Annotated in this window: 17 protein-coding genes; 6 read left to right on the top strand and 11 right to left on the bottom strand. The window is 58.4% G+C overall.

The genetic code is table 11. From position 1 onward, the window contains the following. Positions 1-102: 102 nt before the first annotated feature. Positions 103-2565 (bottom strand): SIR2 family protein, encoded by a 2463-nt coding sequence (locus JJ917_01270; GenBank protein MBO6697439.1) that lies wholly within the window; start codon positions 2563-2565, stop codon positions 103-105. A gap of 341 nt (positions 2566-2906) precedes the next feature. Here JJ917_01270 and JJ917_01275 point away from each other — a divergent pair, with 341 nt between their 5' ends. Further along, positions 2907-3257: a septal ring lytic transglycosylase RlpA family protein gene (locus JJ917_01275; protein ID MBO6697440.1), complete on the top strand. Its 351-nt coding sequence runs from the start codon at positions 2907-2909 to the stop codon at positions 3255-3257. A gap of 288 nt (positions 3258-3545) precedes the next feature. Here JJ917_01275 and uvrB read toward each other — a convergent pair whose 3' ends face one another. Beyond that, positions 3546-6053: an excinuclease ABC subunit UvrB gene (gene uvrB, locus JJ917_01280; GenBank protein ID MBO6697441.1), complete on the bottom strand. Its 2508-nt coding sequence runs from the start codon at positions 6051-6053 to the stop codon at positions 3546-3548. 99 nt (positions 6054-6152) lie between these two features. Here uvrB and JJ917_01285 point away from each other — a divergent pair, with 99 nt between their 5' ends. After that, the gene (locus JJ917_01285) at positions 6153-6692 is read left to right on the top strand and encodes a DUF4329 domain-containing protein (protein MBO6697442.1); all 540 of its coding nucleotides are present in this window, start codon (positions 6153-6155) and stop codon (positions 6690-6692) included. A gap of 46 nt (positions 6693-6738) precedes the next feature. Here the strand turns inward: JJ917_01285 and JJ917_01290 are convergent, their stop codons facing one another. Then, complete coding sequence (locus tag JJ917_01290; protein ID MBO6697443.1) at positions 6739-7641, bottom strand: hypothetical protein; 903 nt, start codon at positions 7639-7641, stop codon at positions 6739-6741. A 194-nt stretch (positions 7642-7835) separates the two neighbouring features. Here JJ917_01290 and JJ917_01295 point away from each other — a divergent pair, with 194 nt between their 5' ends. Continuing rightward, entirely contained in the window at positions 7836-9794 is a 1959-nt protein-coding gene (locus tag JJ917_01295) for a bifunctional 2',3'-cyclic-nucleotide 2'-phosphodiesterase/3'-nucleotidase (protein ID MBO6697444.1), read from the top strand. 138 nt (positions 9795-9932) lie between these two features. Next, a complete protein-coding gene (locus tag JJ917_01300) occupies positions 9933-11120 on the top strand; it encodes a benzoate/H(+) symporter BenE family transporter (protein MBO6697445.1) in 1188 nt (395 codons plus the stop codon). On the opposite strand, the gene JJ917_01305 is transcribed toward JJ917_01300, so the two are convergent. Then, positions 11117-11998: a LysR family transcriptional regulator gene (locus JJ917_01305; protein MBO6697446.1), complete on the bottom strand. Its 882-nt coding sequence runs from the start codon at positions 11996-11998 to the stop codon at positions 11117-11119. The two genes, JJ917_01300 and JJ917_01305, sit on opposite strands and share 4 nt — an antisense overlap. 83 nt (positions 11999-12081) lie before the next feature. Here JJ917_01305 and JJ917_01310 point away from each other — a divergent pair, with 83 nt between their 5' ends. Next, the gene (locus JJ917_01310) at positions 12082-12759 is read left to right on the top strand and encodes a class I SAM-dependent methyltransferase (GenBank protein ID MBO6697447.1); all 678 of its coding nucleotides are present in this window, start codon (positions 12082-12084) and stop codon (positions 12757-12759) included. On the opposite strand, the gene JJ917_01315 is transcribed toward JJ917_01310, so the two are convergent. The 5 genes from JJ917_01315 to JJ917_01335 all read right to left on the bottom strand — a co-directional run bounded on the left by JJ917_01315 (position 12756) and on the right by JJ917_01335 (position 16315). Further along, positions 12756-13706 carry an alpha/beta hydrolase gene (locus JJ917_01315; GenBank protein ID MBO6697448.1) on the bottom strand — a complete coding sequence of 317 codons (951 nt, stop codon included), beginning with the start codon at positions 13704-13706 and terminating at the stop codon, positions 12756-12758. The two genes, JJ917_01310 and JJ917_01315, sit on opposite strands and share 4 nt — an antisense overlap. Beyond that, the gene (locus JJ917_01320; protein ID MBO6697449.1) at positions 13663-14031 is read right to left on the bottom strand and encodes a hypothetical protein; all 369 of its coding nucleotides are present in this window, start codon (positions 14029-14031) and stop codon (positions 13663-13665) included. Before JJ917_01320 ends, JJ917_01315 begins: the two co-directional genes overlap by 44 nt. Beyond that, positions 14006-14428, bottom strand: a complete 423-nt coding sequence (locus JJ917_01325) for a DUF3775 domain-containing protein (protein ID MBO6697450.1) — start codon at positions 14426-14428, stop codon at positions 14006-14008. The genes JJ917_01320 and JJ917_01325 overlap by 26 nt, the downstream gene beginning before the upstream one ends. Before the next feature lie 124 nt (positions 14429-14552). Continuing rightward, positions 14553-15074, bottom strand: a complete 522-nt coding sequence (locus JJ917_01330) for a DUF1499 domain-containing protein (protein ID MBO6697451.1) — start codon at positions 15072-15074, stop codon at positions 14553-14555. 140 nt (positions 15075-15214) lie between these two features. After that, entirely contained in the window at positions 15215-16315 is a 1101-nt protein-coding gene (locus JJ917_01335) for a PQQ-dependent sugar dehydrogenase (GenBank protein ID MBO6697452.1), read from the bottom strand. Between the two features lie 264 nt (positions 16316-16579). Between JJ917_01335 and JJ917_01340 the strand changes: the two genes are divergently transcribed. Continuing rightward, on the top strand, positions 16580-17506 hold the full coding sequence (locus JJ917_01340; protein MBO6697453.1) for a cupin-like domain-containing protein: 927 nt from the start codon (positions 16580-16582) through the stop codon (positions 17504-17506). A gap of 34 nt (positions 17507-17540) precedes the next feature. On the opposite strand, the gene JJ917_01345 is transcribed toward JJ917_01340, so the two are convergent. Both JJ917_01345 and JJ917_01350 read right to left on the bottom strand, forming a co-directional pair. Next, positions 17541-17888 (bottom strand): hypothetical protein, encoded by a 348-nt coding sequence (locus JJ917_01345; protein ID MBO6697454.1) that lies wholly within the window; start codon positions 17886-17888, stop codon positions 17541-17543. Positions 17889-18044: 156 nt separating this feature from the next. Beyond that, entirely contained in the window at positions 18045-20450 is a 2406-nt protein-coding gene (locus tag JJ917_01350; GenBank protein MBO6697455.1) for an autotransporter outer membrane beta-barrel domain-containing protein, read from the bottom strand. Between the last annotated feature and the right edge of the window lie 98 nt (positions 20451-20548).

Consider the following 20548-nt stretch of genomic DNA (forward strand, 5'->3'; position numbering starts at 1 on the left):
TGCGTGATCCTGAGATCCAGCCTTAATGGGCTGCCTTCATCGTGCAAGGTTGGCAGACGAAATCAATGGGCAAGTTGATCGGCAATCAGAACAGAATCTCAGTTATGCTTTGGGCAGCGCGTTTCTAGCGCGCCTCAAGGCATTATACGCGGAAGATTGATCGCCATACTTGTCCACACTAACAATCGCGCGCTCAACGTCTGTGAGCGCGGTTTGAATCTGGTGAACATCGGCTACGGTTAAAACATGCCTAACAGCCAATAGGTAATCTGGAAGCATCCTCACAACTCGATAGGGATACTCGCCGTGTGATCTATAAGGCGAGGTTACCTGGCGAACGACCAATTCTGCGGCTGTCTGAAGTGCTGCCGCCTGATCATCATAAGAATCTAGATCTGACCGCCGCGACTCCAGTAATAGCCTCGAGTGATGATGGTCCATCATGTAAGTTTCACGGTCATCAGCAGTCTGTTTTGCCAACGCAAATGCAGTTTTCAGCCGGTCAAAAGCTAGGTCAAATTCCTGGAAAGCCATGCAGGCAATGCTAAACTGATGCCAAAATTCCCTGTTTTTTCGTATATCCGCAATTCGCGCATACTCTTCGTAAAGTCTTATTATATGTTCCTTCTTATTTAGATCGGTAAATATCTTTTCAATATTACTAAATCTCATTATCTGTATACGTATTTTTTTAAATTCATGATGATTATATTTAAATGATGATTTAACTATTGAAATCAGGAATTTCAGCAACTCTTTGTCATCAAGATTACCCAGAATTAGGCATTCTTTCGAGAAAGCTTCCCCTGGGGCGTAAACTATCCCATTTCTAACTGTGAAGTACTCTGAAAATAGTTTGCTTCGCCGCTCCTGACCGGGACGGCGGCTGAAGTTCGCTACTGTAGCAAGTTTAATAGGTATGTCGCAAATAGATAATACTAAAGAAAGTATAGCTAGGTCGCGATCTTGGCCCGGCTTAGAGAACAGAGACCTAAAATCATTGGCAATTTGTTGTCGGGCTTCGGGATTTCGAATGATGGCAGCCGAAATCGGAAGAAATTCAGCATTGCAGCCGTTTTCCAAATAATCAAGGCGGGCATTCGTGCTTTCACTTTGCATTTCTCCCCACAAGGCCTCTCTTGAAAGGACATCTTCAACATCGACCAAGTCGCCCTTAGATATCTTGTTTGCATCGAATACATTGCAATTTCCGTCTATTAGCGATCTTCCAAATCCTAATAACTGATAGGCTGCCGTGTTAACAAAGTAGATGATTTTGGTTTTTATTTCCTTTTCCTCTAGAATATTGAGAAAATCGGGCATGGCCATTTGGTTGCTGTCAATTAGAATCCATCCTTCCCTCGATTTGAGGAACTCCAAGTCTTCAGAAATACGGGGGCTGAGATTGGTGTAAAAGTATACCTTCTCACCGCTGGAATCGAGTTTTATGGCAACTTGATGCAGAAGGCTTGTTTTTCCATTGCCACGCTTGGCGTGAATTAGTGTGATTCGGTGGTCGTGATCAGCATTTGTTACTTCAGGAAGAATATCCCGTTCAATCATGAATGGAGCTTCAGAAAGCGCAGAAATTTCTGCTATTTCTTGGTTGACGATTCCGTATTTAAGATATTGCCGTGCTATATGTGATGTACTGCCTTCAGGGGGAGAAAAAATGGTGCGGCTAAAGGGCGAAATGTTCTCCGTTTTTTCCTCATTTTTTGTTCCTATAAGACTTAAGTGATTTGCAAAATCCTCAAATGTAATTTCAATAACCTGACCCAATTGATTAAATTTGAAAGCAGTATTGGAGTCTAATGGCCCTTTATTGATAAAAAAAACTTTTTCCTTTGGCAAAGACAATCGTCTTATTGTTTGCTCAATGGGAAAATCAGGTAGACTGTAACCGATAAATATAATTGCATCCGCAAGTGATGCATCTTGCTCAAACTGAATCCCTAATGTCGGTAAGGACGGTCCTTGAAAAGATGCATTTCGACCTAGGACAAGGCCTGTGTCCAGTGATCCTGGTGTATCGATATCAGTAATCGATCCATTCAGGTATATTAACTGGTCACGAGATGGTGTGAATTCGGCATCAGCGGGTGTGGCGTATGAGTATGGTTTGCCTCGAGAGCTCGCGACCAATAACGCGTCGTCATAATTCGTCGTGTAAATTCTGCGCCAAGACTGGTTTATGAGCTTTTCGTACTCTTTTCCAGGGTGTTTGATTGAAAAAACGGAGCGAAGATAATCCAGCAATCGTTCTCGTAGAATGTGGTCGTCGATTAGCGTTTGCGCCGCGTTCTCCAAATCAAGACTGTCGGTATTTGCAATTTGGTTCAAAGCTGTCGCTAGTTCGGATCCGAGAGGCGGACGTTGTTCAGAAACAGATACAGCGCCAAATGATGCACCAGCGCCCAAAAATGCAACGCAATTGCTTTTTGCTATTACCTTAATTAGCTGATTGATCATCTTATATCGTGCGCCGTAATTGAGTGTTTGTCTGAAATATTGTTCATCGGCGCGAAAATGTCCAACATCATTTTGGAGCGAGGATGTGCGCATTGTTTATTCAGTCGTGCTTCCACTTGTTTGCCCCGTTTCCGGTCGTCCGCGATGGCTAGGTGCTTTTGCCAAACTGTCGTGGAATCTTGGTGGCCAGCTCTGTCTTCAACCCGCACTCTGTATGGCGGGGCATCCTCGGGCGCCCAAAACGCCGTTTCGCGCTGGCGTTGGAGTTCCTCGTCCAAAGCCATCTTCATGCCGCATTTGGGGCAGACCTGCGCCGCTCCGCTATTGAGCGCGTCATCTGATTTGGGCAGCGTACCCAAGGGCAGATGACATCCCCCCATACAGCGACCGCTTCCACGCAAGCCTCGCGCACAGACGATTAAGGTTCCCCCCTCATGAATAAGTCTTTCCTCGCGGCCCTTCTGGGCCTGTTCGCCGTTGTCGGTCTAACCACACCTGGTTTCTCCAACAACACTGTGACGGTCGCCAGCTGGTATCAGTGCTGCCACACCACCGCCAACGGTGAAGCCTTCAATCCCGATGGTCTGACCGCCGCCCACAAGACGCTGCCCTTCGGCACCCAGGTGCGTGTCACCAACCTGGCCAACAACCGCACCGTCACCGTGCGTATCAATGATCGCGGGCCGTTCGTGCATGGTCGCGGTCTTGATCTCAGCCGCGGTGCCGCGCGCGCCATCGGTTGCATCTCCTCTGGCACCTGCCGCGTGTCGATGGATATTCTCTAACCAGCCTTTTGCGCAACAAAGGGCGTGGGCATGGCAGGCGTTTGCAAAGCAAATGCCGAGAATGCGAGCCTGTTCGGTACTAACACGCCGTCATTCCCGCCCTTGCGGCGGGAATCCATCCTTGATGCGTCTTCCTTGTGCCACGTGTAAGACGATAGAGCTGGATGGCCGGGTCATTCCTGCCGGCTCCGTTCCTCCGGAACGACCGCCAGGCCCGGCCATGACGGTCAATGTTACCGGCGGCGCTTATTACACTTGCCGCACGCTCTGTTCCTTCGGAACAACCACTCAGCGGCGGCGGGCCCGTCGCTTCGCCCCGCCACCCTTTTTCTGTCCTTCGTAACCGCCGGCACGATCCTCCACCTGCATCTGCGTGGCCAAAGCATCGTCGGCGAGCAGCAGTTCGGTTTCGCGCAGGCGCTTGAGCTCGTCGCGCAGGCGGGCCGCTTCCTCGAACTCCAGGTTCGCTGCGGCGTCGCGCATCTTCTTCTCAAGCTCTTCCAGCGTCACCTTCATGTTGCCGCCGACCAGCTTGCCCTCGTCCACCATGCCGGACTTCACATGCACGCGGTCCTTCTCGTACGGGCTGTCGAGAATGTCGGCGATGTCGCGCTTCACGCTTTCCGGCGTGATGCCGTGCTCCTCATTGTAGGCGACCTGCTTTTCGCGGCGGCGGTTGGTTTCGGCAATCGCCCGCTCCATGCTGCCGGTCATGCGGTCGGCATAGAGCACAACGCGGCCATCCACGTTGCGCGCCGCACGGCCAATGGTCTGGATGAGCGAGGTTTCGGAGCGCAGGAACCCTTCCTTGTCCGCGTCCAAGATGGCGACCAGCGCGACCTCGGGGATGTCGAGGCCTTCCCTCAAAAGGTTAATACCCACCAGCACATCGAACGCGCCGAGCCGCAAATCGCGGATGATCTCGATACGCTCCACCGTGTCGATGTCGCTGTGCATGTAGCGCACGCGCACGCCGTTTTCGTGCAGATACTCCGTCAGATCCTCGGCCATGCGCTTGGTGAGCACGGTGACGAGCGAGCGGTAGCCCTGGGCGGCCACGTGCTTCACCTCGTCCAGCAGATCATCCACCTGCGATGTTGCCGGGCGGATATCCACTGGCGGGTCGATGAGGCCGGTGGGGCGGATCACCTGTTCGGCAAACACGCCGCCGGCCTGCTCCAGTTCCCACGCTGCCGGGGTGGCCGACACGGCGATGGTTTGCGGGCGCATCATGTCCCACTCTTCAAAGCGCAGTGGACGGTTGTCCATGCAGCTGGGTAGGCGGAAGCCATATTCGGCGAGCGTCGCCTTGCGGCGGAAGTCACCGCGATACATGGCACCGATCTGCGGGATGGTCTGGTGGGACTCATCGACAAAAATCAGCGCGTTGTCGGGAATGTATTCAAACAGGGTGGGGGGCGGCTCGCCGGGCTGGCGGCCTGAGAGATAGCGCGAATAGTTTTCGATGCCCGCGCAACTGCCCGTGGCTTGCAGCATCTCTAAATCGAAGTTGCAGCGCTGCTCCAGCCGCTGGGCTTCCAGCAGGCGGCCCATGCCTTTCAACTCCTGCAGACGTGATTGCAGCTCCACCTGGATCTTGGTGATCGCCTGGTTCAGCGTCGGGCGTGGCGTCACATGGTGACTGTTGGCGTAGATTTTCACCTTTTTCAGGTCGCCAGCCTTCTGGCCGGTCAGCGGATCGAACTCCGAAATTGCCTCAATCTCATCGCCGAACATGGAGATGCGCCAGGCCCGATCCTCATAGTGGGCGGGGAAGATTTCCACCGTGTCGCCGCGCACCCGGAACGTACCGCGGGCGAACGCGCCATCGTTGCGCTTGAACTGGAGCGCCACCAGATCAGCCAACAGGTTGCGCTGGTTGATGCGCTCGCCAACCTCCAGCTCAAAGGTCATGGCGGTGTAGGTTTCCACCGAGCCGATGCCGTAGATGCAGGACACCGAGGCAACGATGATCACATCATCGCGCTCCAGCAAAGCCCGTGTTGCAGAGTGGCGCATGCGGTCGATCTGCTCGTTGATCGAACTTTCCTTCTCGATGAAGGTGTCGGTGCGCGGCACATAGGCTTCGGGCTGGTAGTAGTCGTAATAGGAGACGAAATACTCCACCGCATTGTCGGGGAAGAAGTTCTTGAACTCGCCATAGAGTTGGGCGGCCAGCGTCTTGTTGTGGGCCAGCACCACCGCCGGACGCTGGGTGCGCTGGATCACCTGCGCCATGGTGTAGGTCTTGCCTGACCCGGTGACGCCGAGCAGCACCTGGGTCTGATCTTGATCTTGGATGCCTTCGACAAGGTCGGCGATGGCGGTGGGCTGATCGCCCTTGGGCTCATAGTCAGACTTCAGTTGGAACGGGATGCCGCCTTCGGATTTGACCGGGCGTTCGGGGCGGTGCGGTGTCCAGGTGCCTTCGCGGAACGCCGGGTGACCGTTTTCGATCAGATCTTCCAGCGCTTTGACGGTGGCTGTGACGCCATCATTGGCTGGCAGATTCTTGGCGTCCTCCAGCGAGACATCCATGCCTGCGACCGGGTTCAGACCGGCAGCGGCGCGTTTCTTCGGATCGTGGGTGCCGCCGAGTGACGTGCCGCGCGCGGATTTGGCCGGTTTCTTGCCGGTCGGCTTCTTTTTTGCTGGCACTTTCTTGGATTCAGCCTCGACTTCCTTGGCGAAACTGCTGCCGATCTTCATTGGATCGAAGATGTCGACCGGTTCACCGCTGTCGAACGCGGGTTGCGGGGCTTCTTCGAATCCGGAGGGCTTTTTCTTGGTGCTCATGGCTGTCTATATGGCGGCTTGGCAGGGTGAGGAAAAGGGCCAGATGGCAGCATCCTGTCAGGTTTGTCAGGAGCACGACAGGATGGAAGGTTTGTTGGCATGAAACGGTCTATCGTGACGACCTTTTTCGCAGTTCTTTTGGCCGGCAGTGTGACGCCAGCCGTGGCGCAGACTGCCGACGAACTGGTGCTCATCAAACAGGTGTTCGCCGATCTTCAACCGCGGTCCTTCGCCCGCAACGCGGAATATTGCGGCTATATCGGCTATGACCGTGACGATAATCTCGTAGCCAGCGACATCACGCCAGGCGACACAACCGGCTGCACGCCCGATTGGCCAGAAGGTTTTGACATCGAGCCCGTCGCCTCCTTCCACACCCATGGCGGCTACGATCCCGACAGCTGGTCTGAAATTCCGTCGGTCGATGACATGCTGGCAGACGAAGAAGAAGGCGTCGATGGCTGGGTGGCAACCCCCGGCGGCAGACTCTGGTTTCTCGACACCACCGAGATGACCGCCCGACAGATGTGCGGTCTTGGTTGTCTCAAGCAGGACCCAGCGTTTCAGCGCGAAACACGGATCATCGTCGATGAGTTTTACACGCTCGAAGAGCTGATTGAACTGGAAGAGTCCACCTGATGGGACCCGCGCACCATGTGGATGCGCGGGCTGATCATTATTGGCTCTAAGGCAGGGTCAGTTCGCCGTCCATCGTGCGGCCATCGGAATAGAGGGCGCGAACCCGCACGCTTTCCATCTCAGCTGAATCCATCGACAGTTCCAGCGTGCCGCCATTTTCCAGCGTCGCAAAAAAACCTCGCAGATTGTCATCCGACAAGCGTTGGTTGGTCATGGACGGATAGAGGGTCGTGCCCTGGGTGCGCGATGCCATTTCTCGCAGGTCCAAGTGGTTGGCAAGATCCGCCTCACCCCCCGCATAGGCCATGCCGATAATGATGACCCCTGCTTCGTCGGCAGCGTCGATCAGACGGTTGACGCTAGAGGCCGAGGCGTTTTGCAGGCCATCGGTGAACAGCACCAAAGCTTTGCGATCGGCGTCTAGTGCGGCCAGCCGTTCAATGGCCGAAAGCGCCGAAAGATAGAGCCCGGAACGATCTTGCGGTGCGACCTCTTGCGCCTGCAACGCATCAAGGCTGGCCAAAGCTTGGCTGGGGTCCTCGCCGAAGGGGCTAAGGGTTTCCAACGTGCCGTCATAGGTTTGCACTTCGATCAAGCGACGATCGCCGGCCTGTTCGATCATATCGGTCAGATCGGCGCGAATGCCGCCATAGCGGTCATCGGTGATCAGGCCGACAGGCGATTGATGCGTTTCGTCGACCAACATGAGCCAAGCGGCGGTGCCCTCAAACGGCGTCACCATCAGGCTGTCGCCGTTCATGGCGCCATTGATGCGCTCGATCTTATCGAGTGTAGCGGGGACAACAGCGCGCAGATCGCAAGTGATTTGTCCGCCGGTGTCGGTCATGCAGGTTCCGTTTGGAAGGTCCGGTGCGGCAACGGCAGGCAGGCTGAGGGCGACACCGAGGCCAAGCGGCGCGGCCAACAGAAGGCTAAGGGAACGCAACATGGTCGTATCCTTTCCTTGGACGTTGAGGCCGTCAGCCTGCGGCGGCTCGCCGCACTTTGCAAATCACATTTCCGGTCAAGCGAAGGCACGCCGTCGCTAAGTGCGATTACGGATTGCCTGCCTTCCAGCTTGTAAGCGTTCGCTAATGAATTCAGTCTGGCCTTCAGAAACAATTTTTTAGAGGAGGCCAAGGCATGACTTTCACCCTCAACAGACGCGCGTTTCTGGCAGGCACAGCAGGGCTGATCGCGCTGCATCCGTTCTCCGTGCGCGCATCGGCCAACCAGGCACATCTACGCATCATGGAGACTACCGATCTCCACGTGCACGTGTTTCCCTACGACTATTACGCCGACCGACCGCGCGACACGGTGGGACTGGCGCGGACGGCGGCGCTGATCCAATCGGTGCGCGATGAAAGCACCAACTCGCTGCTGCTCGACAATGGCGATTTTCTTCAAGGCAACCCGATGGGCGATTACATCGCCTATGAGCGCGGGATGGCCGACGGCGATACGCATCCGGTGATCGACGCCATGAATGTGATGGGCTTTGATGCCTCGACGCTGGGCAACCACGAGTTCAATTATGGTCTGTCGTTTCTGGAGAAATCGCTGGCCGGTGCGAATTTCCCATTCGTGTGCGCCAACGTCGCCCTGGAGATGGGCGGATCACCGATAGAGGATCGCACGCTCATCCCGCCCTATCTGATCCTTGATCATCAGATCACCGACGGGGCTGGTGAGAGCCATGCGATCAAGATCGGTCTGATCGGTTTTGTGCCACCACAAATCATGAACTGGGACCGTCGTCATCTGGAAGGCAATGTGATGGCGCGTGACATCCTCGAGTCCGCGCGGGCTTATGTGCCGCAGATGAAAGAAGAGGGCGCCGACATCATCGTCGCGCTGTCGCATTCTGGGATCGGTGAGGCCAACGCCATCGATGGTATGGAGAACGCGTCGGTCCCGCTTGCGGCCATTGACGGGATCGATGCGATCTTGACCGGGCACCATCACCGCGTCTTCCCCGGCTCGGATTATGAGGACACGCCCGGAGTCGATGCCGAAGCGGGCACCATCATGGGCAAGCCTGCCGTGATGGGCGGCTTCTGGGGTAGCCATATGGGCCTGCTCGACCTGATGCTGGAACATGATGGTGGCCAGTGGCGCATTGCCTCGCACACGTCTGAAGCGCGGCCGATTTCCATGCGCAATGAGGACCGCTCGATCACACCGCTTGTGGAAAGCGTTCCAGAGGTTCTGGAATCGGTCCAGCAGGAGCATGATGAGACGCTGGCCTATGTGCGTCGCGCGGTCGGCCGGACGGCGGCTCCGCTTCACAGCTATTTCGCGTTGGTAGCGGACGATCCATCCGTGCAGATCGTCTCCATCGCGCAGACTTGGTACATTCAGCAGATGCTGGCAGGCACCGAGTATGAGGGCTTGCCAATTCTTTCGGCGGCCGCGCCGTTTAAAGCCGGTGGTCGTGGCGGACCGGAGTATTACACCGATGTTCCTGCCGGGGATGTGGCCATTCGCAACGTCGCTGACCTCTATCTCTACCCCAACACCACGCGGGCGGTTTTGGTCACCGGCGAGCAGGTGAAGGATTGGCTGGAGCGGTCGGCTGGGATCTTCAATCAGATCGAGCCGGGCGGCGATGATCAGGTGCTGCTCAATCCAGATTTCCCGAGCTACAATTTCGATGTGATCGACGGGGTGACCTACCAGATCGATTTGTCGCAGCCCTCGAAGTTCGATTCCGACGGCAATCTGGTCAATCCGGACGCCAACCGCATCGTCGATCTCACCTACAATGGCGAACCGGTGTCGCCCGACCAGCAGTTCGTGATTGCCTCGAATAATTATCGTGCAGGTGGCGGTGGCAGCTTCCCGGGTGCGTCGCCTGAGACAACGATCTTTGAAGGACCGGACACCAACCGCGATGTGATCGTGCGCTACATTGTCGAGCAGGGCACCATCAATCCACGGGCCGACGCCAACTGGTCGTTTGCACCGATGCCAGGAACGACGGTGCTGTTCGACACAGGACCGGCGGCGCAGGCCTATGCCGACGACGTTCCCGGCGTGAGCATCGAGCCGGCGGGAGATGGGCCAGACGGGTTCGCTCGGTTCCGCATCGCGCTCTAAGGACCCGTGATTTCGCCGGGGTGGCCTGTCCCGGCGGCGGCTCTTTGTAGGTCTTTCGACACCATAGCCAGGCGAGGCGTACTGGCTTGTGGCATGCCTGGGCTTGCTTTCGACCGGTCAGGTCGGCATGAGCCAGCCATGCTTCGCGATCTGACACCCCAAGCTGTCTTCATCGGCCTGTTGGCCGCCTTCGTCGGCTTCGCCTCGTCCTTTGCCGTGGTCTTGGCCGGTTTGACCGCCACCGGTGCGACGGACGCTGAGGCAGCCTCCGGCCTGATGGCATCGGCGGTGGCGATGGGGCTGTGCGGCATCCTGCTCAGCCTGCGCACCAAACAACCGATCAGCGCGGCTTGGACCACACCGGGCGCTGCGCTGCTGGCCGGTTCGGCGGCGGTAACCGGTGGCTTTTCCGACGCGGTCGGCGCGTTTCTCATCTGTGGCGGATTGATCGTGCTTTCAGGGCTCTGGCGACCCTTTGGCCGTGCGGTCGAGGCAATCCCAAGCTCGCTCGCCAATGCGATGCTGGCCGGTATCTTGCTCATCCTGTGTCTGGCGCCCTTTCGCGCTATTGCCTTCGATCCGTTGCTCGGGCTTCCGATCGTGGTGGCGTGGATCGTTGGGGCGCGGATCAACCGGTTCTTCGGGGTGCCAGCGGCGCTGGCGGCATTCCTTCTGGTGGTTTTCTTCGGCGTGGAGTTCCCGCCTGACTGGCAGCAGGGGATCGCCGACTCCCTGGTTCCGCAGCCGGTTGTCGTCTTGCCGACCTTTTCGATCCCAGCCGTGTTCAGCATCGCTCTGCCGCTGTTCATCGTCACCATGGCTTCGCAGAACGTGCCGGGATTGGCGGTGTTGAAAGCCAACGGCTACACGCCGAAAACTGGACCCACACTGGCGGCGACCGGCGTATTTTCGATCTTGGCGGCACCTTTTGGCGGCATTTCTTCCAATCTGGCGGCCATCACGGCGGCCATGTTGGCGGGGGAAGAGGCAGGACCGGACAGTGATAAACGCTATTGGGGCGCGGTGGTGTGCGGTATCGCCTACTGCGTTTTCGGCCTGTTTGCCGGGGTGGTGATCGCGTTCGTGAGCCTTGCCCCATCGATCCTGATTGAGGCGGTGGCCGGTCTTGCCTTGATCTCAGCGTTTGGCGCGGCGGCGCTTAATGCCTTCAAGGATGAGGCTGAACGGCCAGCGGCGGCCGTGACGTTTCTGGCAGCAGCGTCCGGCATGTCGATCTTCGGCATTTCTGGTGCGTTTTGGGGGCTCATCGCCGGTGGCCTCAATCTGGCGCTCGCCAAGTCTAAGAGCAAGCGCGAGGCACCCTAGAAGGGCTTGCTCAACTCCTCAGCCAAGATGTCGAACACCAGCCGGATACGACGCGAGGTACGCAGTTCGCGGTGGGTCACAAGCCAGATCGGGAAAGATATGGGCGGTACCTCTTCAAGCACCTGGACCAGGCCGGGGATCTTGTCTGCGGTGTCGGCCATCAGCGGGCTAATGCCCAGGCCCTGACGGGTCAACTGCTCGCAGGCGAGCGTGTTCGCTGAGGATACAGGAAAGCTGGACGCTGTGACCTTCAGCCCAAGCGCCTGCAAATAGCCGATGAACCGCTCCGATCGATCAAAGCCAATGAAAACCGGCCCATTCACATCGTCCGGCTTTGTAGGGTGGCCGTTCTTCTCGACCCAGCTTTCTGATGCATAAAAATGGGCCTTGGCATCGCGCAGTTTCTTGCCGATCAGATCCGGCTCGGTGGGCTCAACGTGACGCACGGCGATGTCGGCCTCGCGGCGGCGAAGATCCGACAAGGCGTTGGAGACGACCAACTCGATGCTGACCTGCGGCGCCACTTCCCGGATTTTGGCGACGATACGCGGCATCACGTTGACCGAAATGCCATCGCCGGCCGAAATGCTGACCAGCCCCTCGGTTGTCTGGGAACGTCCTGTGGCCACAAGTGCCAAACCGTCGGCTGCTTCGGCCATCGCCTTGCCGTGGTGGAGCAAGTCGAGCCCTGTTTCGGTAAGTATCAGTTTCTTGCCGATGCGCTCGAACAGCGTGAGGCCAAGGGCTTCTTCCAGCGCTGCGACCTGTCGGCTCAAGGTAGGCTGTGTCAGACCAAGCTTGCGCGCTGCCGCCGACAGTGAGCCTGTTTCAGCGGCCGCGATGAAGCCGCGCATCTGGTTCCAATCGAATCCATTCATGCGAATATGCATATCACGACTACGATCCTGGGCAATTTTCCCGTGGAATGCGTATGATATGACGCCGGTCAAAGGAGATCGCTATGACCACACTGACCTTAGAGCCGCCGACCATGACACCAGATACCCGCAAAGACGCCCGCTTTTGGGATGGCATCGCCAAAAAGTACGCGGCCCAGGCGGTTGGTGATGAAGCCGGCTACAAACGAACCCTAGAGCGCACGGCTTCCTATTTCGACGAGGATTATCGTGTGCTTGAGGTTGGCTGCGGCACCGGCACGACGGCGCTGAAACTCGCACCGCATGCCGCGCACATCACAGCAAGCGATGTTTCCAGCGCGATGATCGATATTGCCCGCGATAAGGCCCACCGCGAGGGCGTGACCAACGCCCGCTTCGATGTCGCCTCAGCCGGAGACGCCCGCTACGAGGGTCGGGGATTTGATGCGGTAATGGCCTTCAATATCCTCCATCTGGTGGCCGACATGGACGCCCTGCTGGCGAGCTTGCGCGCCAGCCTCAAACCCGGCGGCCTGTTGATCAGCAAGACGCCGTGCCTGGGCGTGATGAACCCACTGATCACGTGGGTCGCCGTTCCGCTGATGCAGCTGGTTGGCAAAGCGCCGTCGCAGGTGACCAGCGTTTCGCCGGAGGGCCTGCAGGCCGCCATCCAACGGGCGGGTTTCGACATCGTTGCGACGGAAAATCACCGTACCGATGGCAAGGTGCACCATCCCTACATCGTTGCCCGGCGGGGTTAGGCCTGTGTCGCGCGCTGCGGGTCGGTCAGAAAGGCCTGCAGCGCGTCGAGCGTCTTTTCTGGGTGGAGATCGATGAAGAAGTGTCCACCGGGCATCGGCGCATGGCTGACCGGTCCGGTTGCTTCCTGTTTCCAGATGCCGATGACGTTGAAGCGTTGACCCATGACGCCGTCCAGCCCCTCCATCACCAGGAGCGGGCAGGCAATCTTGGCGCGCGGCTGCACGTCGTCATGCGCGTAATCGATCATCGCGCCGGCGCGGTAATCACCACAGCTGGCTGCGATCATCGCCGGGTCGCGCCAAGCTTGGCGGTAGGCGTCGAGCATCGCCGGATCAAAATCCTCGAGCTTGGCCTTGCCCCAGCCCTTTAGACAAGTTTCGAAGAACATGTCCGGATCGGCGCCGATCAGGGCAGCCGGAAAGGGCAGGGGCTGCGCAAGGAACGGCCAATGCCAATAGGCGACGCTGAGGTCAGTATCCATGTTCACCCAGACATCGATCGTGGGGATGATGTCCATCAACGTCAGCGACAGCAGACGGTTCGGATGATCAAGCGCAAAGCGGTGGCCGACCCGTGCGCCACGATCATGGCCGACCAGGTGAAACGTTTCGTGACCGAGAGCGGTCATCAAGGCGGCCATATCATTGGCCATTACGCGGAAGGCATAGTTTTCTGCGTCCGGCGTCGGCTCGGGTTTGTCCGAGGCACCATAACCGCGCAGGTCGGCCGCAATGACGGTGAAGTTGTCGACAAGCTTCGGCGCCACTTTGGCCCACATGGCACGGTTTTGGGGGTAGCCATGCAGCAACAGAACCGCTGGGCCCGATCCGGCTTTGACATAGCGGATCGTGACGCCGTCCGGTCCGGTGTTTTCGCCAACCTCAAAGCCTGGAAACAGGGGGTCAGCGCTCAAGGGTGATCTCAACTGTCGCGCCGCCAAGCTCATGGACGCTGTCATGGGCGCGCACGGTGATCACCGTCACTTCGTCTGGGATCGCCAGCGCACTGAGCGAGCGGGTGAAGGGCTGCTCATCGACATGCGGATGAAACAGGGTGCGGCTGCCGAGCAGATTGCCCTCTTCATCGAGCACATCGAACCGGTCGGCATAGTGCTCCCAGCCGGTGTCGGCATGAAGGATCGTGGCCGATACCGTCCAGGTGCCGCGCATATCTTGCGTTGCCGTCGCGGCGATGACGTCAGCTTCGCCAGCTTGGGCGCCGGTCGCGCAGGCCAGCGCGAAAAGGCTAAACGCCCAGCGAATCAAGGCCAGATTCCAAATGCTCGGCGAGCAGCGGCATGCCCATCAGATACGCGCTGGTGGATCCTTCGGCGCGTTCTCTTGCGGACTCCAAGGCGCCGGCAAAATCATTGGCTTCAAAATCACCGCGCCCGACCCAGGCAATCGCAACCAGGGATGCCGCTTCATCGCTGTTCAGATCATCGATCAACTCGCGCAGCTCTTCGCTGGTCAGATCCTCGGCCTCTTCTTCGGCCAAGCCGTCATGGTGATGGGTGTCTTCCAGGCGTTCCTCGTCGAACTCCACCGTGTCGGCGGTCTGGTCGAGGTTTTCCAGGTTCAGATCAGCGGACAGCGCTTTGGCCTTGTCGATGAACCGGCGCACGGTGGCCGGGTCCAAGGCGAGATCGACGGAAAGGGGCGGGCGCATGATGTCCTCCTGATTAGCCGCGCGATTGTGTTCTCTGGCGAGGCTTTAGGCAAGTGTCGCCCGGCCAGGTTGTCGCGGCGTTGATTTGGGATAAAGCCGACCGATTGCGCCGTGCTTTCTTTCTTTAATCGGCCCGCGGCAGGTCGTCGAGGAGTGTGAGCCAGCGATCCAAACGTTCCCGGTTTTTGCCATGGTCAGATTGCCCAAGATGGGCCGCGGCATAGAGGGCGAGCGTGGAACGTGGTTCTTCGCCATCCTCTGTCGCAACGGGCAGCACCCAGATGTGGTTTATGTCGGGGAACTGAAGCGTCGGCGAGGCTGTGATCCCATGGGCGTAGAGCCTGTCGTCATCGCGTTCGACCCAGCGGATTTCATTGGTTTCTTCGATGCGGGCGAGGAGGGTCGCGAACAGCTCGGCTGGCGGAACTTGGAAAACGGGCGTTGAACCGTCTGGCGCTACGGCCAATGCGTCCTGTGGGCCGAGCAAGGCGTCATTTGGGGCGCCCGTCCGTTCCAAGGTTTCAAGGCTCTGCGGACCAGTATCAGGGTCGCCGGCGATCTGCTGCCAGACCCGCCCAGGGCCCACGACGAAAAAGGCCGCGACGGCGACCACGAGGATCGCAACGATCCAAGCCAACAAACGCATGCACACGCATCCTTTTTGTTTCAGTACGTCAGCCTCTCACTTCCGAGGGAGCCAGCTGACGACCGAATTCACCTGGGAAGTCAGCACCGGAGGGGCAAGCTCGCTGTGACCAAGGATCGCACCAAGGAGCGATGATTGCCTCAACAAGCGCCTTCTTGCGGGCTGACGCGGACCAGCGATCCCTCACTGTCGTCGGTGAGCAGCCAGATGGCGCCATCCGGCCCTTGGCGCACATCGCGGATGCGACCCAGTGCGCCTTCAAACAGACGCTCTTCGGAAACGATGGTGCCGTTCATGCGATCCAGCCGGACGAGCATTTGCGCCCGCAGCGCACCCACCAGCATGTCGCCCTCCCAACCGGGGAAGAGCCGAGCGCCGGCCAAGATCGCCATGCCCGATGGGGCGATGGACGGATCCCAATAATAGACCGGCTGCTCCAGGCCCTCGGCCTCGGTCCCGACGCCGATTGGTGTCCCGGAATAGTTGACGCCGTAGGAGATGGTTGGCCAGCCATAGTTGAGGCCTGCCTGCGGTTGGTTGATTTCATCGCCGCCGCGCGCGCCATGTTCGACGGTCCAGAGCAGGCCGGTCGCGGGATCGAGCGCTGCACCCTGCGGGTTGCGGTGTCCGAGCGACCAGATGGCCGGTTGCGTTTCGTTGGGACCCGAAAAGGGATTATCCTCTGGGATCGATCCATCGGGATTGATGCGCAGCACCGAGCCGGCATGATCCATCGGATCTTGGGCGCGATCCGGCTCGCCGCGATCGCCAATGGTGAACGCGAGCGTTCCATCAGGCAGGAAGACAATGCGCGATCCGAAATGGAAGCCGGACCCATCGGCTCCCGATTGCTGAAAGATCACCTCCACATCGGTGAGCGATGGCTCGCCGGTGCGCCACCCCTCAAGTGTCGCCCGCCCAATGGACGTCCCAGTGCCGGCGTCGCGAGGTTCGGCGAAGGAGAAAAAGATCTGGCCGGTCGAAGCGAAACCCGGACCGGTCACCACGTCCAGCATGCCGCCCTGGCGCCGATCAACGACCTGCGGCACGCCGTCAACCTCCTGCACCGATCCATCAGACAGCGTGACCAGCGCCATGGCGCCCGGACGTTCGGTGAGCAGCGCGGTGTTGGCATTCAAGAACGCCAGGCCCCAAGGGTTTTCGAAGCCGGTGGCAATGGTTTCAGCAACCAGCGCGCAACTGCCGCTGGTGTCTTCCACGGTTTGGGCGTTGGCGAGCATTGGCGTGGCAGCCAAGGGTGTGGCGAGGACTGCAATAGCGGCGAAGGCAAGGTGGGGGGCATGGATCATGGGGGGCTCCAAGGCTCTAAGGGGCTTTTGTTTCCACATAGGTGGCGCGGCCAGTCCTGCAATTGGCGGTCAGGCTGGTTAACGCTTAACCGCGAAAAAAGGCGGCATTTGAACTTTAAGCTCCGCTTATGACCGGTGTGGCATCCCAGGGGCAGCACGGCCTTCTTGCGCCGGAGGATATGGGAGCCAAGCGCGATGATTTTCAAAGAGTTCACCGAACAGGACAAAGCCGTTTGGGGCGGTCACACGGTCAAGCTGAACCACACGCTGCATGAGCATGCACTGTTTTCCAATGAGGCCTTGATGGCGCTGGTCGATGCCTTTCCGCGCTCGCACTACAATTTGAATACCATGGCAGAGCCTGGTGCGCCCAAAGCCTTTTGGCGTGAGGGCGAGAAGGGTGATGCCTCGGGCGCGGAGGTTTTCGAGGCCATCGAAAAGGGGCGGATGTGGATCAATCTGCGCCGCGTCATGGAAGTCGATGACCGTTACGCCGCGCTGCTCGATGAAATGTTCGATGAGATGCAGCAGTACATCCCCGATTTTGAGACGTTCAAGCGCAATATGGGTATCTTGGTCTCGTCGCCGGGCGCGCAGGTCTACTACCATTGCGATATTCCGGGTCAGTCCCTGTGGCAGGTGCGCGGTCGCAAGAAAGTTTATCTCTACCCGAACTCTGCGCCATTTTTGCCTGAGCCGGAAATGGAGAAGGTGATCCTCGGCGAGACCGAAGAAGAGATCAATTACGAGCCGTGGTTTGATGACTACGCGCAGGTGATTGAGCTGGCACCGGGCGAAATGCTGCACTGGCCGTTAAATGCTCCGCATCGCGTGGAAAATCTGGACATGCTCAATATTTCGATCACTACCGAGCATTTCACCGCTGATGTGCGCACCCAGTATGCCGTGCGTTACGCCAACGGCATTCTGCGCTCGCGGTTCGGCTTGCAGAACCTGTCGCCGCGCATTGATGGGCCGATGGTCTATCCAAAAATGGCGCTGGCGGCGGCGTTCAAGTTTGGAGGTCTGCAAAAGGCGCGGGCGATGAAGCGGATGGTGGATTTCCGCATCACCAAGGACGCGCCTGAGGGGATCGTGGATATCCCAGCCTACGCGCTCTGACCCGCAAGGCTTCTTCCCTCATGGCACGCGCCGCCTAGCCGACTCGGTGAAGGCGGCGCGGTGCGTTTTCGATCCCTTTGGCGGTTTGGCGCCAGGTCTGGCGCACCATGGCCAGCATCACCACGAAGATGGCGATCAGCGCGACGCCGACCAGCGGGCCGGTGGTCGCGTTGACGTCGGCCAAGAACGTATCGGCGCGCGCGGCCGTTGTGAGCGTCAGGATGGCCACGAAAAGGCTGATGGCGACTATGCCGGTCCCTTCCAGGACGCGACCGAGAAACCCAAGCGCGCGCAGTGGGCGGCGGTTCCGTTTCGGTGGCGCCGTGAGGTCGGTGTCGGTTTGGAAAACGCTGTAGGTGGGGGTCATAGCCAGGGCCGTCATGGATCATCACTTTCGATGTTGCCGTTTGATCAGCGCAGTGTGGCCTGACATGGGACGTGGTGAGGCCGTTTGCGTACCCTTTGATGGCCCAATTGTGGCAGGGGTGATGTGTTGGCGATCACATAGCTGCCGTTAGGGCAGGCTCCAGAACAAATTCTAGAATGCGATGCGAAGGCCTGCGGTGGCGGAAACCTGCCAGGCGGCGTTGGTGTCCAGCAACGCCTCGGCATTGGTGTAGGCGGTGAGGCCGGTTGTGGTCTGGTACTCGCCAGCTAGCCCGACAAAAGCGCCGGCGTCAAAGTTGTCATCATCCAGCGTGGTTGAGACGCTTTGGCCCAGCAGCGTTCCGGATACATCGTCATCGCCGAACCGGGTGCGTGCTTCGACACCGCCAATGAGGCGCAGGGTTGTGACCGCGCCACCGGCATGTGCTGCCTCAAAGGGCAGGGCCAGCGCTGCGCGTGCAGAAGCGACGTGGATGGAGCGATCATCCAGCGTCAGCGGGTTGGTGGTGCCGGTCTCGGTGTAGCCGTCCAGAAACAGCCCGGCATAAGAAAAGGTTAGGCTCTGTTCGAGCGTTTGGGTGGCAACGAGCGACCCAAAGCCCGCACCAGCAAGCAGGTTGCCAGCCTCTCGGGTCATGGTGACTTGGGGGTTGATGAACCAGCCGCCAAAGTCGGCCGTGGCCGTTTCCAGACCACCGGCGACGAGATTGTTGGCGGTGATGCGTTCCTGATCATAGCCGCTGTAGCCAACCGTCAGCGAGGCATCCCAGGCCAGACCAAGCGCCTCGGTCGAGGCATAGACACCGGCATAGTAGCTGGTGGTGTCCGTCTCTTGGGTGTTGATTTCGTTCTCGGATTTGCTGCCGGCAAAGCCTGCCATGACACCGACACTGGTGAGCGCATCCAAAGGCACATCAACACCGGCGACCAGACCGCCGGTCAGGCTTTCAAAGGAGCTGCCCACACGATCGCTGTCATCCTCGCGATAGGCCCCAAAGCCTTCGATCCAGAAGCGGTTCGGGTTAAGGTGCGGCGCATCCTCTAGATCAAGATCAGAAAACGCCGCCAGGCTGGTCTCCTGCGCGGCAGCATAGCGGCTGGCGAACCCAAGCGCCGTATCAGAGCGCACAGCCGTTTGCCGCCCCTGCACCGTCCGGCCAATGCCAGACACCAAGGCGTAAAGTGCATCGTCAAAACCCAAGAATGCTGATTGATCTACAGCGACGATCTGAATCTCGTTGTTGCCGTTGATGACGACGGGCACCAGCGCAACAAGATGGCCAGACGTTGAGCCAATACTCACTAATGACGCGCCACCATCGGACTCGAATGTCGAGTTCAAGGACAAGCCTGAGCCGATGTTCAATGTGTTGGCGCCACCGCCTAGATCGACGCGGCCGATGAGTATTGATCCGGCATTCAACGAGAGGCTTGTATCGCCACCGGGTGCTTCTCGCTCTTCAATCGCGTAGGTCGCATTGATGTCACCGTCGGTACGGATGACCCCGCTGTTAACGATGCTGGAGATAACAGCAGCCACGATCCCGGAGCCATCATTGTTTTCGTTAAAATCGCCAATGATCGAGCCAGTATTGACCAGGCTCGTTAAGGTGCCGACGTCGATCCCGTCATCATCGCCCCGTATCGTGCCGTGGTTGATGATGCTTCCGATAACACTGGTGGGATCGTTGACCCCCGTGCCCCCGTCGACGTCGATGCCGTCGCCCTCACTATCGATAAGCCCAAAGTTCGTTATGCTATCGATGTTCAGGGCCTCAACGGCATTTTCTTCACCGAATATTGTTCCGGTGTTTGTCAGCGATCCGATGAGGTCGCTCTCAATCCCGTTTTGGACACCGTCAATCAGACCAGAATTGATCATTGACGTGATGGTGATGGAATCGACCCCGTCATCACCGGCGAAAATCGTTCCAGAATTGTTGAACGAGGTGATGGTGATGGCGTCGATTGCATCGTCAGGACCGAGGATCAATCCGGTGTTGGTCACTGTGCCGATGGTGCCATCAACATAAATGCCATCTTCGAAAACACCCCTTATCGTGCCGTTATTGGTAATGCTTGGTGTGTCGTCCAGAACTATCAGGCCGTCATCGCCGGTGATCGTGCCGGAGTTGACGACGCCGCCATTGAGAAGGATGCCGATAACGACACCGTCGGCAAACGCACCGCCCGTAATTGTCCCCGTATTAACAAAGTCGCCGGCCGTAACTTGGTCGAGCAACACCCCGATTCGGATGGGGTTTGTGGCTTCCACTGTGCCGTTGTTAGTGAATGTGGCGACTGCACCGCTAAACCCATTGATCACGGCCGTTGGAAAGCCAGCTGGTGCTCCCGTTGTGTCCGTTACCAGAGCTCCTTCTTCAACAACCAGATTGTTTATGCCGGGGGTCGGAACCCCGTAGCCGTTGGTATCTGTGCCCGTACATGTAACGACGACCGCTGGTGTGGCGTCTGGCGCACAAGCCGCATGGCCCGGCGACACAGCCAGATGGGGAATGGGAAGGGCAAAGCTGAGCGCGACGTAAACCGCGACCAAAAAGGGGGCGCCCGCTCGTACGAGCCTATGGAAGAATCGGAAGCAGTAGCGCAGCACTTTGACACTCTCACACCAGTACGAACTCCGCCCCCTCAAGC

This window comes from Hyphomicrobiales bacterium (assembly GCA_017642935.1).
In the GTDB taxonomy this organism is placed as follows: domain Bacteria; phylum Pseudomonadota; class Alphaproteobacteria; order Rhizobiales; family MH13; genus MH13.

What these genes read in the sequence shown, in the direction of transcription:
- JJ917_01335 (MBO6697452.1), bottom strand. Translation starts at nt 16,315, where the DNA reads ATGCTCGCCAACGCCCAAACCGTGGAAGACACCAGCGGCAGTTGCGCG.
- JJ917_01270 (MBO6697439.1), bottom strand. Translation starts at nt 2,565, where the DNA reads ATGCGCACATCCTCGCTCCAAAATGATGTTGGACATTTTCGCGCCGAT.
- JJ917_01275 (MBO6697440.1), top strand. Translation starts at nt 2,907, where the DNA reads ATGAATAAGTCTTTCCTCGCGGCCCTTCTGGGCCTGTTCGCCGTTGTC.
- JJ917_01315 (MBO6697448.1), bottom strand. Translation starts at nt 13,706, where the DNA reads ATGAGCTTGGCGGCGCGACAGTTGAGATCACCCTTGAGCGCTGACCCC.
- JJ917_01330 (MBO6697451.1), bottom strand. Translation starts at nt 15,074, where the DNA reads ATGCGTTTGTTGGCTTGGATCGTTGCGATCCTCGTGGTCGCCGTCGCG.
- JJ917_01340 (MBO6697453.1), top strand. Translation starts at nt 16,580, where the DNA reads ATGATTTTCAAAGAGTTCACCGAACAGGACAAAGCCGTTTGGGGCGGT.
- JJ917_01325 (MBO6697450.1), bottom strand. Translation starts at nt 14,428, where the DNA reads ATGCGCCCGCCCCTTTCCGTCGATCTCGCCTTGGACCCGGCCACCGTG.
- JJ917_01300 (MBO6697445.1), top strand. Translation starts at nt 9,933, where the DNA reads ATGCTTCGCGATCTGACACCCCAAGCTGTCTTCATCGGCCTGTTGGCC.
- JJ917_01310 (MBO6697447.1), top strand. Translation starts at nt 12,082, where the DNA reads ATGACCACACTGACCTTAGAGCCGCCGACCATGACACCAGATACCCGC.
- JJ917_01285 (MBO6697442.1), top strand. Translation starts at nt 6,153, where the DNA reads ATGAAACGGTCTATCGTGACGACCTTTTTCGCAGTTCTTTTGGCCGGC.
- JJ917_01345 (MBO6697454.1), bottom strand. Translation starts at nt 17,888, where the DNA reads ATGACGGCCCTGGCTATGACCCCCACCTACAGCGTTTTCCAAACCGAC.
- JJ917_01295 (MBO6697444.1), top strand. Translation starts at nt 7,836, where the DNA reads ATGACTTTCACCCTCAACAGACGCGCGTTTCTGGCAGGCACAGCAGGG.
- JJ917_01305 (MBO6697446.1), bottom strand. Translation starts at nt 11,998, where the DNA reads ATGAATGGATTCGATTGGAACCAGATGCGCGGCTTCATCGCGGCCGCT.
- uvrB (MBO6697441.1), bottom strand. Translation starts at nt 6,053, where the DNA reads ATGAGCACCAAGAAAAAGCCCTCCGGATTCGAAGAAGCCCCGCAACCC.
- JJ917_01290 (MBO6697443.1), bottom strand. Translation starts at nt 7,641, where the DNA reads ATGTTGCGTTCCCTTAGCCTTCTGTTGGCCGCGCCGCTTGGCCTCGGT.